Source organism: Micromonospora pisi, from assembly GCF_003633685.1.
Taxonomy (GTDB): domain Bacteria; phylum Actinomycetota; class Actinomycetes; order Mycobacteriales; family Micromonosporaceae; genus Micromonospora_G; species Micromonospora_G pisi.
Map to the genome: position 1 here is coordinate 2,308,320 of NZ_RBKT01000001.1, position 16,228 is coordinate 2,324,547.

Genomic DNA, 16,228 nt, shown 5'->3' on the forward strand with positions numbered 1-16,228 from the left:
TCCTTCCAAAGGGCACAATTCGTCCTACGGTCGTTGATCATTAAGCGCGGGCGAGATGGCCGCCAGGTGGCGGGCCATGGAGCGGGATGTGGAATCCGCCCGACAGTGGCGGAAATGCGCCATGTCCCAAGGTCGCCAGTCGACCGTGATGTCGGCGTGACAAACCGATCGGATGATCTTGGCGACATCCGATGACCAAAAGGGGAACCCCTTGTCTTTCGTACCCATCCGCAGACCGGGGCTGATCGCCCTCGGTACGGCTGCGGCCCTGGCCGTGGGCGTCGCGCCACCGGCCGCCGCAGCACCCGCGGGCCCGGTTCCGCCCCAGCACCCCGTCACCGCGCCACTGCCGGCCGGCGGCAGCTCGCAGAGCGTCACCCTGATCACCGGTGACAAGGTGACGGTCGGCACCGCCGCCGACGGCACCGCCCTACGCTCGGTGGAGGGTCCGAACGGGACCACCGCCAGCTTCCACCGCGCCGTGCTCGACGGCTCGCTCTACGTCTACCCGGACGCGGCGCTGCCGTACGTCACCGCGGGTGTGCTCGACCGGCAGCTGTTCAACGTGACCGGGCTGATCGCCGACGGCTACGACGACGCGCACAGCGACAAACTGCCGCTGATCGTCCGCTACACCGACACCGCCGCCCGCGCCCGCACCACCGCGAACGTGGCCGGCTCCACCGCCGTACGCCCGCTGACCAGCGTTCAGGGCGCGGCCGTGGCGCAGCAGCGGGCACAGGCCCCGACCTTCTGGTCGTCGCTCACCGGAACCCCGGTGCCGACCCCGGACGCCCCGGCGACCCGCCGCGCGCCGGCCAACCCGTCGCTCACCAACGGCATCGCCAAGGTCTGGCTCGACGGCCGGGTCACGGCCGACCTGGCCGACTCGACCGCGCAGATCGGCGCCCAGCGGGTCTGGGCGGAGGGCAACACCGCCACCGGCGTGGCGGTCGCGGTGCTCGACACGGGCGTGGACACCGAACATCCGGACCTGGCCGACCAGATCGCCAGCAGCGCCAGCTTCGTGCCGGACGAGGACGTGACCGACTACCAGGGCCACGGTACGCACGTCGCGTCGACGATCGCCGGCAGCGGCGCCGCCTCCGACGGCAAGGAGAAGGGCGTCGCGCCGGGCGTGAAACTGCACGTCGGCAAGGTCCTCAACAACGAGGGCCAGGGGCAGGACTCCTGGATCATCGCGGGCATGGAGTGGGCCGCCCGGCAGGAGAAGGCCCGGATCATCAGCATGAGCCTGGGCGGCGGCGCGACCGACGACACCGACCCGATGACCGAGGCGGTCAACCGGCTCAGCGCCGAGACCGGCGCGTTGTTCGTGGTCGCCGCCGGCAACAGCGGCCCACAGACCATCGGCACCCCGGGTACGGCGGACTCCGCGCTGACCGTCGGCTCGGTCGACTCCAACGACCGGCTCGCCGACGACTCCAGCCAGGGTCCGAGCGTGGGTGACGGCGGACTGAAGCCGGAGATCACCGCACCGGGCGTCGACATCCTCGCCGCCCGCTCCCACTACGTACGGGGCGGATCGGGCTACTACACCATGATGAGCGGCACCTCGATGGCTACGCCGCACGTCGCCGGTGCCGCCGCACTGGTGCTCGCCGCCCACCCGGACTGGACCGGCCAGCAGATCAAACAGGCGCTGGTCAGCAGTACCAAGGCCACCCCGGCCTACACCCCGTACCAGGCCGGCAGTGGGCGGGTCGACGTCGAGGCCGCGGTCCACGCGACCGTCTTCGCCACCGCCTCCGCCTCCTCCGGGTTCCACCCGTGGCCGTCGGAGCCGGGTGAGACCGACGTCAAGCAGGTGACGTACACCAACGTCGGCGACGCCCCGGTCACCCTCGACCTGGCCGTCGACGCCACCGCCCCGGCCGGGCTCTTCACCCTCTCCACCAACCGGGTGACCGTACCGGCGCACGGCACCGGCTCGGTCACGCTGACCGCGAAGCTGGACCTGCTCCCGGTCGACCAGCCGATCAGCGGCATGATCCACGCCAAGGACAACACCGGTACGGTCCGCGCGCACACGCTCATCGGCGCCGTCCGCGAGGGACAGCGGCAGAACCTGACCGTCGTCGCCACCGACCGCTCCGGCAAACCGCTCTCGGGCAAGGTCATCGTCACCGCGCAGAACCTCTTCGCCGCGGTCGACCTCGACGCCTCCGGCACCGGCACCCTGCGGCTGCCGGTGGGCAGCTACTCCGGCTGGCTCAGCGCCGACGTGCAGGGCGCCAACGGCCCGCACTCGCTCGGCATGGCGCTGCTCCCCTTCAACGACGTCAAGCTGGACAAGGACCGGACCGTCACCCTGGACGGCACCAAGCTCCGCCGGGTCCAGGCGTACGTGCCGAAGGAATCGACCCCGGCCGCCGTCCGGCTCGACATCCACCGCTCCTACACCGACAGCATGGTGGAGAGCTCGGCGCTGCCGAACGCGTCGTACGACAGCATCTGGGCGCTGCCGACCGGCAAGAAGGTGACCGACGGGGCGTTCGAGTTCGGCGCCCGGTTCCGGCTCGAACAGCCCGCGCTCACCGTGGCCACCAAGTCGCGTACCTATGAGGATCTGCTGGTCAAGCGGGCGGCAACGCCGCTGCCGGCCGGCACCGCGCAACTGCCGGCGGTCTTCGCCAACGACGGCACCCCGGCCGACCTGGCCAAGCGCGACGTACGCGACAAGGCCGTGGTGGTCCGTCGCAGCGACACCATCGCCCTGGCGGAACAGGCCCAGAACGCGGCGACCGCCGGCGCGAAGCTGCTCCTGGTCGTCAACGACGGTGTGGGGCGGCTCGACCCCTGGGACGAGAACCCGTGGACCCCGGAAAGCCCCGCCCCGATCACGGTGGCGACCCTCACCGCCGACGAGGGCGCGGAGCTGATCGGCGAACTCCGCCGTGGCAGCGTGCCACTCACGGTCACCTCGAACCCCACCACCGACTACCTCTACGACGTGGTGCACCACTGGACCGGTGCGGTGCCGGCGAATCCGACCTGGCGCTCGACGCCGAAGGACCTGGCCCGGGTGGACGTGTCGTTCCGCAACTTCCGCCAGGGCAAGGCGATGGAGTTCCGCCCCGACGTCTGGCGCGGCTGGGCGGTCGGCAACCAGCTCACCGTGGCCGCCCAGGGTGACCGGACCGACTGGGTCACCGCAGACGTGAGCTGGACGAACGACGCGCAGATCCTCGGCGAGACCGGACAGCACCTGGTGGGCGTCGCCGCCCGCTACCCGGTCGGGCCGATCAGCAAGGTGAGCTGGTTCGGTCCGATCCAGCGCCCCCGGATGGGGCCGGTCAACTACCAGCCGGTCCGTTACCTCGACTCGGTCTACATCCCGGTGCCGGGTTGGGGTGCCTCGGGCTCCGGTTACGTGGGCGACGCCGGCGGCAACTACGACGTACGGAACTGGGCCGCGCTCTACCAGGGCGACCAGCAGCTTCTGTGGGGCAACGCCGAGTACCTTCCGGTCAGCGGACTCGCCCCGGAGCGGTTGCCGTACCGGCTGGTGGTCGACAACGACCGGGGCACCTGGGCGAACCCGTACTCGACCCACACGCTGACCGAGTGGAACTTCACCTCGGCGGCGACCGGCGAGGAGTCGACGGAGACACTGCCACTGATCCAGCTCGACTACGACGTGGCGACGGACACCGACGGCAAGGCCGGCCGGCACACCGAACTGTCGGTGGCCGCCTCGCACCTGCCCGGCGTGACCGCCACCATCCGGGAGGTCACCCTGGAACTCTCGTACGACGACGGGGCGACCTGGCAGCGGGCGAAGCTGACGCAGAACGACTTCGGCTGGTCGACCAAGCTCAAGGCGACCGACACGGCGCAGTTCGTGACCCTGCGGGCCAGTGCCAAGGACAGCTCCGGCAACACCGTCTCGCAGACCCTCACCCGGGCCTTCGGCCTGCGCTGAGTCTCGCCTGACCCGTACCGCCACCGGGCGGGGCCGCATCCCGCGGTCCCGCCCGGTTCGCGTCGCACCGCCGGAGCCTCAGCCCGCACCCGTCCGAGGACCTCGGCCCGGCACCGGGGCGGATTAAGGTGGATCATCATGGAGCATCAACGACTCGGCGACAGCGGCCTGACGATCAGCAAGGTCGTGTACGGCAACTGGCTCACCCACGGCGAGACCGTCTCCGGTGACGCCGCCCTGGCCTGCGTCGAAGCCGCTCTGGACGCCGGCATCGACACGTTCGACACCGCCGACGTCTACGCCATGGGCGCCGCCGAGACGCTGCTCGGCAAGGCGATCCAGGGCATCCGGCGCGAGTCGCTGACGATCGCCTCGAAGGTGTGCCTGCCCACCGGGCCGGGACCGAACGACCGTGGCCTGTCCCGCAAGCACATCATGGAGTCCTGCCACGCGTCGCTGCGGCGGCTCGGGACCGACTATCTCGACCTCTACCAGGCGCACCGCTTCGACGACGACACCCCGCTGGACGAGACGCTGATCGCCCTGGACGACCTGGTACGTCAGGGCAAGGTCCGCTACCTCGGTGTCTCCGAATGGACCGCGGCGCAGATCGAGGCCGCGCTCACGGTCGTCGCGGAGCTTGGTCTGCGTACCCGTTTCATCGCCAACCAGCCGCAGTACAACATGCTCTGGCGGGTGATCGAGCCAGAGGTGCTGCCGCTGTGCCAGCGAGCCGGTATCGGCCAGCTCGTCTTCCAGCCGCTCGCCCAGGGCGTCCTCTCCGGTAAGTACCAGCCGGGGCAGCCGCCGCCGGCCGGCTCCCGTGCGGCCGGGACCGGACGGGCACCGACCTTCATCCGCCGGGTGCTCGGCGACGTCCTGCTCGAACGGGTGCAGCGGCTGCGGCCGATAGCCGAGGAGGCGGGGGTGTCGATGGCGCAGCTCGCCGTCGCCTGGACCCTGCACCGGCCCGGTGTGTCGGGCACGATCATCGGGGCGTCCCGCCCGGAGCAGGTACGCGAGAACGCCGGGGCCGCCGAGGTACGGCTCGACGACGCGCTGATCGAAGCCATCGACGCGGTGCTGGACAACCTGGTCGACCGTGACCCGACCAAGACCGCCCGGATGATGGCGGTCGAACCGGCCTGGATGGGCGCGCCCGCCGGCTGACGGTGGTCTGGCTGACGACGACACGGGTCGGCCCGCATCCACGTCGGTCGCTAGGCTGTCAATGTGGTGGAGGGTCACCAGGAACAGCCGGTGCGGGTCCCGTGGTGGACTCCGGCGCGAACCGCGGTGGCGCTCTGCGCGCTCTTCCTGCTGGTCAGCGTCGGTGCGTTGGTCGTACCAATGGCCCGGGCGGGGTGGGCTCCGGAGCGTACGGTCCTGCGGGTGGAGGCCTCCGCGATGGCGGTCCCGGCGGCGACGTCCTCGGCGTCGGCGCCCTCGGCGGTCGCGTTCGTCTGCGTCCGGACCGACGACGACTACTGCGCCCGGTACGTGGCGGAACTGGCCCGGCGACGGCCGCTCACCGGGGCCCAGCGCGCCGAGGCGGAGGCGGCCCGCGAGCGGGTGCTGGCCGCGCTGCCGCCCGGAGCGGCCGAACCGGTCTCCTGCGTCACGCCGAACGGGCCCTGCGCGGTGCGGCGGAGTCCGCCAACCCTCGACGAGGTCCGGCACGCCCTGGCCACCGCCGGTCACCCGGACGCGGTGGTACGTCTCGCCGGGGCGACGGATCCGGCACCGGTCGGCAGTGTGCTGCTGGCGGCCCCGGTCGGACCCGCCTGCGTCCTGGCGCACGTCGACGGCACCGGCGGGCAGAGTGTGGTCAGCGGCCGGCTGCCGGACGGCCGATGCCTCGCCGACTGACCTCGGGCGGTGACGGCTTCGGTGTCGCGGCCCAGAAACCGTGAATCTCTCACGGAAAAAGCGATTGCCGTCGGGACGCGGCGGCTCTAACTTAGAGAAGCAAGCCGGACACGGAAACAAAACAGAACAACACCGGCGGGCAAACGACAACAGCAAGCAGAGCATCAGACAACCAGCATCACAAATTAGGGAGCAGCCGTGTCAGCGCACATGCACACCGGAGTCACGCGGCCGATGCCGCGCGGCGGTGTCGTGTTGCTCCCCTGCCGGCGAGCCCACGGTCATCACGCGGGAATGTGTCAGCAGACGCTGGCCCAGCGGCGGATGTAGCGCTACGAACGCAGCGCACACACGCCGCCCTCCCCACTCGGGACCGGGCGGTTTTTTGTCGTACGACCACGCATCCCCACTGACCCGCAGATTCGAATTCTGTTTCCCGTGTTCTCCCCCCGACTCCGGTCGGCGGGCTCGATAGTTGAGAACTCCACAGCGGATGGCATACACATATGCCCGGTCGGCGGCGTACCCGCCGCCGGCCGGGCGATCCGGGGCGCGGGTTCCGGACGGGTGGGCGGTCAACATTTCGCTCCGGTAGCCCAATTGGCAGGAGGCGGCGCCTTCAAAACGCGCACAGTGTGCGTTCGAATCGCACCCGGAGCACCTGGCCCCGGTGCCCGGACCGGCATCCCAGCCGTCCTGGTACGATGATCGAGCGGGTTCGGGTCGTCTCGACGACCCCCCTGCGGACGTAGCGCAGTTGGTAGCGCATCACCTTGCCAAGGTGAGGGTCGCGGGTTCGAGTCCCGTCGTCCGCTCTCTCACACGCCAGCGTTGCTGGCATTTGCCGACGGGATTCGTCGGCCACCTTCCCGGATCGTCCAACTGGCAGGACGCGCCGCTCTGGACGGCGAAATCGTCAGGTTCGAATCCTCGTTCGGGAGCTTGCACCCTCGTAGCCCACCTCGTTGGTCTATGCCTAGACCTCGTACGTGGACAGACGATCAGCTCCGCGAAGCGGTGCCCAGCGCGCGGTCCTGGAAGGATGTATGTGTGACGCTCGCCGTTCCCGTCGGAGGCAAAACCTTCAACAGTTTGCGGGAGCGCGCCGAGACCATCGGGTTGGACTACAGCCACCTCTACGGCAACGGGCAGAGGCGTCCCATCATCGCCGCCGTGAGTGACGACAGGCTGCGGGAGCTGGTGCCACGGTGTAGGTCATGGAACCATCTCGCTTCGGAAATCGGCTACTCGAACTCTCGCGGCGGCGGCTGGCGCGACCGCTTGGCGGAACGCATCAAAACTCTCGGGCTGTCGACGGAACACTTCCGAGGTCGTGGATTCAACGGCCTGGTGCCGTTTGCAAACGAGCCCGAATTTACGTCCGAGCCCACTGCTGAACGGCTGCGCGTCGCGGCAACCGGCAAGGCCATCGCGTGGTTCTCCGAGCGAGGCTACGTCGTATCCCTTCCCGTGGAGCCGGCGGTGTACGACCTCATCGTGGACTCCCGGGACAGGCTCGATCGAGTTCAGGTGAAGTCGTCAACGGCAGCGTCGCGCAGGGTGAACTTCTCCCGCACGGTGTACGACAACCAGCACCCGGGCCGTGTTTCAACCGGGTACATCCGGAACGCCCCGTACGAACCGGGAGAGATTGACTACTTCTTCGTCGTCCTGGTCGATGGCTCGATGTACCTGCTGCCGTACAGCGTGATTGGCCGGCGAGTGAGTGCAATCATGGGCCAGCGTTATGAAGAGTTTCGAGTGTAACCAAGCCGGTGAAGCACAACGGGACAGTGCACCGATCTTGTAAATCGGAGGCAGCGGGTTCGAGTCCCGCCACCGGCTCCACGCCAGCGAAGCTCACCAGGTACGGCGCCGGATTCGTATCCCGGAGGTGCGATAGATTCCACCACCGCAGCGGTCGACGGGCTACCGTGTCGAGCCGTGGCACCTGAAGGTTGGATAGTCGACACCCGGACCTCCTACGACACCGTCGCGGTCAGCTACGCGGACCAGCTACGCGACGCCCTGACCGGTCTGCCGTACCTGCGGGCAGCTCTGGCGCTCTTCGCCGATCTGGTACGCGACGCTGGTGACGGGCCGGTTGCGGACGTGGGTTGCGGACCAGGGCACGTGACGGCTCACCTGCACACCCTGGGCATCGACGCCTTCGGTATCGACCTCTCCCCCGCGATGATCGAGGTGGCTCGCCGTGAGCACCCCGGCCTGCGGTTCGAGGTGGGCTCGATGACGGACCTGGACCTCGCCGACGCCTCGGTCGCCGGCCTGCTCGCTTTCTGGTCGCTGATTCACGTCCCGGACGAGGTGGTTCCCCGGGTCCTCGGGCACTTTCGCCGGGTGCTGCGCCCTGGTGCACCGCTGCTGCTCGGCTTTCACGTCGGCGACGAATCGCGGCTGAAGACGGCGGGATACGGCGGCCACCCGATGAAGGTCCAGGTGCACCTCCGCCAGCCTGACACGGTGGCGGCCTGGCTCCGCGACGCCGGGTTCACGGTCAAGGCCAAGATGCTGCTCAAACTCGACGAGAGCCCTCCAGGGGCAATCATCTTCGCGCGGTACGAGTCCTAGCTCGTTCGAATCCTGCGCGGAGCACGACATCAAGCGCCGCTAGCTCAATGGGAGAGCAGTGCACTTTTAATGCACGGGTTCAGGGTTCGAGCCCCTGGCGGCGTACTGCGGGCGTAGTGGAGTGGATCCATACCGGGCTCATAATCCGGAGACGCCGTTCGAATCGGACGCCCGCCACCAAGCCCGTATAGCTCAGCGGGAGAGCATCGCTCTTACAAAGCGAGGGTCCCAGGTTCGAATCCTGGTGCGGGCACTGTGACAGTAGCTCAGTGGTGAGAGCGCCGGACTGTGGCTCCGGAGGTCGCTGGGTTCGATTCCCGCCTGTCACCCCATGCGCCACCCCGCACGACCGAGTGCCCGAGTGGTGAGGGAGCCGCCTGCAAAGCGGTCTACCCGGGTTCGATTCCCGGTTCGGTCTCCATGCCATCCGCTGTGGACGAACTGGCACCGTGACGACAGCCGGGGAAACACTCGACAGGACGCTCCAGGCAGCAGAGGATCTTCAGGGTCGGATCGACGACGAACGAACCCGACCTACCGGAAGGCGTTGCCGTGAACCGTGACCTCGACCAGGCAGCAGCGGCGACCGTGCCGCAGATCTACCGCGACCTGGTCGGCGGCCAGGCCAGTCAAGCCGCCGACCGGATCGTGGCGACCAACGCGCGGGTGACCGACGTCGCACGCGCGAATCGCGCCTGGCTACAGCGAGTGGTGCGGTGCCTCGCCGACCGGGGCGTGACCCAGTTCCTGGACATCGGTTCCGGCGTTGCGGAGACCGACAGCGTCCACGAGATCGCCCAGGGGATAAACCCGGCCACCCGGGTCCTGTACGTGGACATCGACCCGGAGACGGTGCGGCTGACGACGGCTGCCCTGCACGACAACGCCCGGACCGCCGCCGTGGCGGGGGACGTGAACCGGATCGGGGAACTGCTGGATCGGCTGAACGCGCCCGACCCGCACCGCGTACTCGACCTCGACGAGCCGGTCGCGGTGCTGCTGGCAGCGGTGCTGCACTTCGTACCCGATCACCACCGGGCCGCCGACGCGCTCGCCGCGCTCCGGGACCGCCTGGCGCCCGGCAGCTACCTGGCGATTTCCCACGGCGCCACCGAGGCGTTCACCGCGCAGGAGGTGGCGCGGTTGCAGGCCGTCTACCGCGAAACCTCGGCGGTACGGCCGACTCCCCGGGACCGGCAACAGGTTGCCGGATTCTTCGGCGATTTCGAGATGCTGGATCCGGGCGTCACGTGGGTGTCCGAGTGGCGCCCCGACGGTGACCCGGAGCTGCCGACCTTCGCCGAGTCCCGCATGTCCGGCCTGCACGTCGGACTCGCTCGCAAGAGGTAGCTCCGCCGGCCGCCGAATCAGGATTGCCCCGTCCCTCGTCCTCGGCGAAGGTGTGCCCATGACTACTCAACCTGCGGTCGGTTACGACGGGATGTGGGCGCGACCCGAGGACGACGCCCGGGTGACGGCGAGCCCGGTCGGCGAACTGGCGACCATCCGCGAATACCTGACCAACTACCGGCTCACGCTCGCGATGAAGTGCGAGGACCTCTCCCCGGAGCAGCTCGCCACCCGATCCGTGCCGCCGTCCACGCTGAGCCTGCTCGGCCTGGTCCGGCATATGGCCCGGGTGGAGCACAGCTGGTTCCACCGAACGCTGCGGGGCCATCGCGAGGTGCCGCTGCTGTTCTGGTCCCCGGAGGACCACGACCTGGACTTCAACGCCGCGGTCGCCGACCAGGGCTGCGTCGAGGAGGCGTTCGCCGCCTGGAAGGCACAGATCGCGGCCGCCGACGAGTGGTTGGACGGGCTGACCGACCTCGGTGCCCTGGTGCTCCTGCCGCGTGGCGGGGAGGCGAGCGTCCGCGACATCCTCGTCCACATGGTCGAGGAGTACGCCCGGCACTGTGGGCACGCGGACCTGCTACGCGAATGCGTCGACGGGCGTACGGGCCTGTAGGCGGGCCGGAAGCCGCGGCACCGGTCAGGAGGGTCGGGCGGCGCCCCGGCGTACCGCCTCCGCGGCCAGGCGGGACCGCCGCCGGTCGTCGTTGCCGGTCAGGCCGAACTTGTCGTACAGCCGGGAAAGGTGCTTCTTCACCGCGCTCTCGGTGATGTGCAGCGCGGCGGCGATCGCCCGGACCGTCGGCGGCTCCGGGAACGGCGTGCCGCCCACCACGTACGGCCGGCAGAGCACCGTCATCACCTCCTGCTCGCGGGGCGTCAACGGCGGCGGCGCAGGCGGCGGCTCCACCCCGACCGTACGCGTGCCGCTCTCCCCCGCCGGGGCGTGGAACACCAACCGGGCCGGACCGAGCTCGACCCGGTCCCCGTCCCGCAGTATCTGCGCCGGGCGCAGCGGGTGGCCGTTGACCGTGGTGCCGTTCGTGCTGCCCAGGTCCCGGATCGACCAGCCCGCCGGGAAGCGTTCCACTAGGGCGTGCAGCCGGGACACCAGCTTGCTGTCGATGGTCACCTCGTTGCCCGGCGCCCGCCCGATGGTGAGCGCGTCCGTGGTCAGCGGCACCAGGCGCACCGCCCCGGCCAGGTGGACCTCGAAGTACCCGCCCGCGCTCACCCGCAGTACGGCTCGGTCGTCGCCGTCATCGGGTCGCCGGTGAGCCGGTGCGTCACCGTGGCCGTCGCCACGGTGCAGCCGCCGTCGACGACCGAGGGAGCGGTCCACAACTCGTATGCCTGCCCCTGCGCCCGCTGCCGCGTCCCGCCGCCCCCGGTGAGCGGGCCGACCGCCACGTCCACCAGCCAGGTGCCACCATCGAGCATCGCGTTGTCCCGGTACTGCTTCCACACCCAGACGTATGCCATCGCCGCCCGGCACGCGGGCGACCAGTACTGCTTGACCGACAGCGCCCGCAGCCCGCCCGCGTGCCCGTACGCGGTCGGGCCGACCTGGACGGCGTCGTCGTAGCAGCGGCCCGGTGGTGCGGCGTCCTTGCTCGCCGGACGGAGCCTGCCGGTGCCCACGACCCGCACGGTCAGTGGTGTCGGGCGCCCGGCCACGGTCACCACCAGCAGCGCCGTCCGCGCTCCCGGCCCCTGCGGGGTGAAGGCAACCCGCACCTCGCACCGCTGCCCGGGACTGAGTCCGTGCGTGGTGCACCCGTCGCCGGTGACCCGCAGGTCGCCGCCGTGCGGGCCGGTCGTCGTCACCCCGGTCAGTCGGACCTCCCGCTTCCCGGCGTTGTGCACGATGATCGGGTGCTCGTCCGAGGTGGCGTGGACGTCGTGCTCGCCCACGGCCAACCGCACCGGCACCGTCACCCGGTCGGCCGGGGGCAGCACCGCCGACCCCGCGACGGCCAGCACCGACACCCCGGCGAGCAGCACCCCGACCGCGCGGGCCAGCACTGGTACACGTACCCGCGTGCGCCGCGCGACGGTGGCCGTGAGGTCCGGGGCGAGGGCGGCCCGGCGGGCGGTCAACGAGAAGCGGGGCCGGGTCGGTTCGCCAACCGTCACCGTCCCGGTTTCCGCACCGAGGACGAAGGGGGTCACCGGGTGACCCGCCGCCTGCTGCGCCTGCCGTAACTCCTCGGCGAAGGCCACGACGGTCGGCTGCCGGCGGGGCGCGTCCTTTGCCATGGCCCGCTCCAGGGCCGCGCACACCGCGTCGGGCACGCCGTCGCGGCGCAGGTCGGGCACGGGGTCGGCGGCGATCCGCCGCAGCAGTTCGGCCTCGGAGCCGCCGGTGAACGCCGGTGTGCCGTGGATCCAGTGCAGCACCGTCGAGGCGAGGGCGTAGACGTCCGACGCGACCGTGGCCGGCTCGCCTCGCAGCACCTCCGGCGCGGCGTGCGGCACGCTCGCGGTGACCCGACGCCGGCCCGCGTCGGGCACCTCCGTGCGCGGTCGGGCCAGGCCGAAGTCGGCGAGCTTCGGCTCGCCGTACCGGGAGATGAGGATGTTGCCGGGCTTCACGTCGCGGTGCAGCACACCGGCCTGGTGCGCGGTCGCCAGGGCGCCGGCGACCGCGATGCCGCCCGCGACCGCCGTCAGCCACGGCGGCTCCCCGGCCTCGGCGCCGGGCACCGTCGTCGCGAGGCCGGCGGCCAGTCGGTCCGCGAGTGAGCCGCCCTCCTCGTACGCCATCAGCAGGTACGGGTTGCCGGTGGCGGTGCGGCCGGCCTGGTGCAGCGTGACGATGTGCGGATGGTCCGACAGCCGGCCCAGCGTCTTCAGTTCCCGCTCGAAGCGGGCCCGGGACGGGCCGTGCCAGTCGGCCGCGAGCACCTTGACCGCGACCCAGCGATGGAAATCCGGCTGCCAGACCCGGTAGACGATCCCGAAACCGCCCCGGCCGACCTCCACCGCGTTCACGCACCCGGAGACGCCGAGGTCGAGCCCCGGACCGTCGGCGGTCTCCCCGGGGCGGTGGGGCGCCGTTTCCTCAATGTGGACCATCGCCGGTCATTATGACCGAGGGGTACGGCGGCACCCGACAGGCCGTCATCATGACGGTGGATGGCCCGGCGGACCCCCTTCTGTCCGCCGGGCCGCGTGGAAACGCCCGGTGTCGTTGCCCAATGCGGATCCGACGCCATCAAGCAAACCGCCGATGCGCGTACGCCGGTAGGTGACGAAACGGGGAGCTTTACCTCCCCACCTCTGGATCATGTCCGAGTCAGGATTTAATGTTGGGCCGCCCACATAGCAGGCCCCACACGAAGTCCCACCGCGTAAAGGCAATTTTTCATTTTTGCCTCGACTCCGTCGGCGCGGTGACCCTTCGTGCCCGAAGGAGCTGGTCATGTCAAACGATGCGGTCACAGGTAAATCCAATCGCAGATTGTTCCTCCGCAATGTCGCGCTGGTCAGCGCCGGGGCGAGCGCCACGAGCGTGCTGGGCCCGTTGACGGCGACGGAGGCGCACGCCGCCGTCTTCGCGCACCCGGGGCTGCTGCACACGAGTGCGGGCTTCACGGCGCTGAAGACCAGGACGACCGCGACGACAACGCCCTGGTCGTCGGGGTGGAACGCGGTGAAGGCGAACGCACGCTCGAAGACCGGCTGGTCGGCCCGGCCGGTGGCCGCGCTGAACACCGGTGGTACCGGCGAGAACTTCGCCCAACTGCTCGACGACGCGCACGCCGCGTACCAGAACGCGTTGTTGTGGAAGCTCACCGGGACGACGGCTCACGCGGACACCGCCGGCAATATTCTCAACGCCTGGTCGCAGACGCTGACATCGGTTTCCGGTGCACCGCTGATCGGGCAGACAGCCGGCATCTACGGCTTCGTGCTGGCGAATGCCGCCGAGATCGTCCGGGACCACAGCGGATTCGACGCGACCCGCTTCGCGACGTTACTGAAGAACGTGTTCTATCCGGCGAGCAATGCATTCCTGTCCGCAACGGTCGAATCCTGCGGTCCCGCGTACGCCGCGAACTGGAAACTGTCCCACATCGCCTCCGTGCTGGCGATCGGGGTTTTCTGTGACGACACCGCGATGGTCGACCAGGCGACGGCCCTCATCACCGGTACGCCCCAGCTCATGAACTCGATCCCCTACATGTGGGACGGCGGCGACTCGGACCGCTACTCGGTCACCGGGCTCGGCCTGCTCGCGGCCATCTGCGAAATGGCCTGGAGTCAGGGCCGGGACCTTTACGGGAGTCACGGCAACCGCCTGCTCGCGGCCAGCGAGGAGCTCGCCCGGTTCGAGCTCGCGCCTTCGGAGGCCCCGCCGCTCGGCACCTGGGGTACCTCGGCGACCAGCCCGGCCTGGGCGATCATCCACGACCACTACGTGACGCGGAAGGGTCTGTCCGCCCCCCAGACGGCCGTCCTCGCCAACAAGGCGCGCACCGAAGGCGGCGGCTTCGACCTGCTGGGCCTCGGGTCGCTCGCCTACGCCCTGTAGCAGCGCGCGTCCGCCGATTCCCCGTACCCGCTGGTCATTCGAGAGAGAAGAGTTCTGCCATGAAGTTCGTCACCAGAGCCGAATGGGGCGCCCGTCCGCGCGGGGAGAACGACGACCCGCCGATCACGTCCACCCGGGGCGTCAAGATCCACTATCTCGGTTCGCTCTACGCGATCCAGAGCCACCAGGACTGCGCGGCGAAGGTCCGGGACGTTCAGCTCGGCCACCAGAACGACGGGTACGCGGACATCGCCTACAGCCTGGCGGTCTGCCGGCACGGTTACGTCTTCGACGGCCGGGGCAAGAACCGACAGTGCGCGGCCAACGGCAACCAGACCCTGAACCGCAACCACTATGCGATCCTCGGGCTGGTCGGCACCGGAGTCGACACCTGGGGCACCTCCGGTTGGGGCATCTGGAACACCGCCGCCACCGCCGAGATGAAGCAGGGCATCCGCGAGGCCATCGCGTACCTCAGGTACTACGGCGGCGCCGGCACGGAGATCCTCGGCCACCGGGACGGTTACGCCACCGAGTGCCCCGGCCGGCACCTCTACGACCTGGTCAGGAGCGGGGCTCTCGAACCCGGCGGGAACAGCGGACCGATCGAGTACATCACCATGGCCGGGGACACCCTCGGCTCGATCGGCCGGAAGTTCAACGTTCCATGGTTGAGTGTGGCCACCGCGAACGGGCTCCCGATGATCGTGGGCGAGAACTACACGTTCATGCTCGGCGTCCGCCTCGTCATCCCGGGCCAGGGCTCCGACCTCGATCCCCAGACCGGCGGCTCCACCCCCATCGGCGGATACGTACCGTTCCCCGGCACGGAGTGGTTCAAGGGCCGGCCGAACAGCCGGGTCATCATGGCCATGGGCGTGCGGCTGGTCCAGGAAGGCTGCAACCCGTACCGGGTGGGCCCCGGCAGCCAGTGGTCGGACGTCGACCGGGACGCGTACGCGATGTGGCAGCGGAAGCTCGGCTTCACCGGCGCGGATGCCGACGGCTGGCCCGGTCAGACCACCTGGGACCGGCTGATGGTGCCGACCGAGGACGGCGTGTCGACCGGTCCGACCAGCTACGAGCCGTACCCGGGGGCGGCCTTCTTCCAGTCCAACCCGAACAGCTCGGTCGTGACGGCGATGGGCGTACGGCTGGTCGCCGAGGGCTGCGGCGCGTACCTGTCGGGCCCGGGACCACGCTGGAGCGACGCGGACCGCGCGTCGTACGCGAACTGGCAGCGGAAGCTGGGCTACACCGGTGCGGACGCCGACGGCCTGCCCGGCAAGACGACCTGGGACCAGTTGCGGGTTCCGCGCCAGGGCTCCGGCCCATACGAGCAGGGTGGCGCCGCCGGCAGCACCTATGAGCCCTTCCCCGGCGCCGAATGGTTCAGGACCAACCCCAACAGCACGATCGTCACCGAGATGGGCCGCCGCCTCATCGCGGAGGGCTGCGGCAGGTACACCTCCGGCGCCGGCGCCCAGTGGACCGAGGCGGACCGCCTCTCCTACGCCGCCTGGCAGCAGAAGCTCGGCTACACCGGTGCCGCCGCCGACGGCTGGCCGGGCAAGTCCTCCTGGGACCAGCTCAGGGTGCCGAGGTACACCAACCAGTACGAGCCCTACCCGGGTGCGACCTTCTTCCAGTCCAACCCGAACAGCGTCATCGTGACCAACATGGGCCGCCGCCTGGTCGCCGAAGGCTGTGGCCTCTACCGCGTCGGCCCCGGCGCCCAGTGGTCCGACGTCGACCGCCAGTCCTACGCCAAGTGGCAGCAGAAGCTCGGCTACACCGGTGCCGACGCCGACGGCTGGCCGGGCAAGAGCACCTGGGACCAGCTCCGGGTTCCGAAGAGCTGACCCTCGAACGGTCAGCGCACGGCGTACGGGCCGAAGCGGAGCAGACCGCGGGTGGAGGTCACCTGCGGTCTG

Annotated in this window: 11 protein-coding genes and 9 tRNA genes; 18 read left to right on the top strand and 2 right to left on the bottom strand. The window is 70.1% G+C overall.

Annotated features, from left to right (window positions below):
- Positions 1 to 211: 211 nt before the first annotated feature.
- The 16 genes from BDK92_RS09180 to BDK92_RS09255 all read left to right on the top strand — a co-directional run bounded on the left by BDK92_RS09180 (position 212) and on the right by BDK92_RS09255 (position 10,373).
- The gene (locus BDK92_RS09180; protein ID WP_246016923.1) at positions 212 to 3,946 is read left to right on the top strand and encodes a S8 family serine peptidase; all 3,735 of its coding nucleotides are present in this window, start codon (positions 212 to 214) and stop codon (positions 3,944 to 3,946) included.
- A 138-nt stretch (positions 3,947 to 4,084) separates the two neighbouring features.
- Positions 4,085 to 5,116, top strand: a complete 1,032-nt coding sequence (locus BDK92_RS09185) for an aldo/keto reductase family protein (protein ID WP_121156337.1) — start codon at positions 4,085 to 4,087, stop codon at positions 5,114 to 5,116.
- Positions 5,117 to 5,179: 63 nt separating this feature from the next.
- Positions 5,180 to 5,815, top strand: coding sequence for a hypothetical protein (locus BDK92_RS09190; RefSeq protein ID WP_147456947.1), 636 nt, complete (start codon positions 5,180 to 5,182; stop codon positions 5,813 to 5,815).
- Positions 5,816 to 6,400: 585 nt separating this feature from the next.
- Positions 6,401 to 6,475 (top strand) — tRNA-Leu (locus BDK92_RS09195).
- Positions 6,476 to 6,557: 82 nt separating this feature from the next.
- Positions 6,558 to 6,630, top strand: a tRNA-Gly gene (locus tag BDK92_RS09200).
- A 52-nt stretch (positions 6,631 to 6,682) separates the two neighbouring features.
- Positions 6,683 to 6,756, top strand: a tRNA-Gln gene (locus tag BDK92_RS09205).
- 109 nt (positions 6,757 to 6,865) lie between these two features.
- Positions 6,866 to 7,582: a group I intron-associated PD-(D/E)XK endonuclease gene (locus BDK92_RS09210; protein ID WP_147456948.1), complete on the top strand. Its 717-nt coding sequence runs from the start codon at positions 6,866 to 6,868 to the stop codon at positions 7,580 to 7,582.
- Between the two features lie 4 nt (positions 7,583 to 7,586).
- Positions 7,587 to 7,663, top strand: a tRNA-Thr gene (locus tag BDK92_RS09215).
- 96 nt (positions 7,664 to 7,759) lie between these two features.
- Positions 7,760 to 8,404: a class I SAM-dependent methyltransferase gene (locus BDK92_RS09220; RefSeq protein ID WP_121156340.1), complete on the top strand. Its 645-nt coding sequence runs from the start codon at positions 7,760 to 7,762 to the stop codon at positions 8,402 to 8,404.
- A 33-nt stretch (positions 8,405 to 8,437) separates the two neighbouring features.
- A tRNA-Lys gene (locus BDK92_RS09225) sits at positions 8,438 to 8,509 on the top strand.
- A 2-nt stretch (positions 8,510 to 8,511) separates the two neighbouring features.
- Positions 8,512 to 8,580: transfer RNA gene (locus BDK92_RS09230), tRNA-Ile, on the top strand.
- Between the two features lie 5 nt (positions 8,581 to 8,585).
- A tRNA-Val gene (locus BDK92_RS09235) sits at positions 8,586 to 8,657 on the top strand.
- 2 nt (positions 8,658 to 8,659) lie between these two features.
- Positions 8,660 to 8,736 (top strand) — tRNA-His (locus BDK92_RS09240).
- A gap of 15 nt (positions 8,737 to 8,751) precedes the next feature.
- Positions 8,752 to 8,825 (top strand) — tRNA-Cys (locus BDK92_RS09245).
- Positions 8,826 to 8,956: 131 nt separating this feature from the next.
- Positions 8,957 to 9,754, top strand: coding sequence for an SAM-dependent methyltransferase (locus BDK92_RS09250; RefSeq protein ID WP_170208530.1), 798 nt, complete (start codon positions 8,957 to 8,959; stop codon positions 9,752 to 9,754).
- Positions 9,755 to 9,812: 58 nt separating this feature from the next.
- Positions 9,813 to 10,373 (top strand): DinB family protein, encoded by a 561-nt coding sequence (locus tag BDK92_RS09255; RefSeq protein ID WP_211349162.1) that lies wholly within the window; start codon positions 9,813 to 9,815, stop codon positions 10,371 to 10,373.
- A gap of 24 nt (positions 10,374 to 10,397) precedes the next feature.
- On the opposite strand, the gene BDK92_RS09260 is transcribed toward BDK92_RS09255, so the two are convergent.
- Both BDK92_RS09260 and BDK92_RS09265 read right to left on the bottom strand, forming a co-directional pair.
- Complete coding sequence (locus BDK92_RS09260; RefSeq protein WP_211349163.1) at positions 10,398 to 10,991, bottom strand: FHA domain-containing protein; 594 nt, start codon at positions 10,989 to 10,991, stop codon at positions 10,398 to 10,400.
- The gene (locus BDK92_RS09265; RefSeq protein ID WP_121156343.1) at positions 10,988 to 12,835 is read right to left on the bottom strand and encodes a serine/threonine-protein kinase; all 1,848 of its coding nucleotides are present in this window, start codon (positions 12,833 to 12,835) and stop codon (positions 10,988 to 10,990) included. Before BDK92_RS09265 ends, BDK92_RS09260 begins: the two co-directional genes overlap by 4 nt.
- 385 nt (positions 12,836 to 13,220) lie before the next feature.
- Here BDK92_RS09265 and BDK92_RS09270 point away from each other — a divergent pair, with 385 nt between their 5' ends.
- Entirely contained in the window at positions 13,221 to 14,294 is a 1,074-nt protein-coding gene (locus tag BDK92_RS09270) for an alginate lyase family protein (protein ID WP_170208531.1), read from the top strand.
- A gap of 59 nt (positions 14,295 to 14,353) precedes the next feature.
- A complete protein-coding gene (locus BDK92_RS39650; protein ID WP_211349164.1) occupies positions 14,354 to 16,156 on the top strand; it encodes a peptidoglycan-binding protein in 1,803 nt (600 codons plus the stop codon).
- The last annotated feature ends 72 nt before the right edge of the window (positions 16,157 to 16,228 follow it).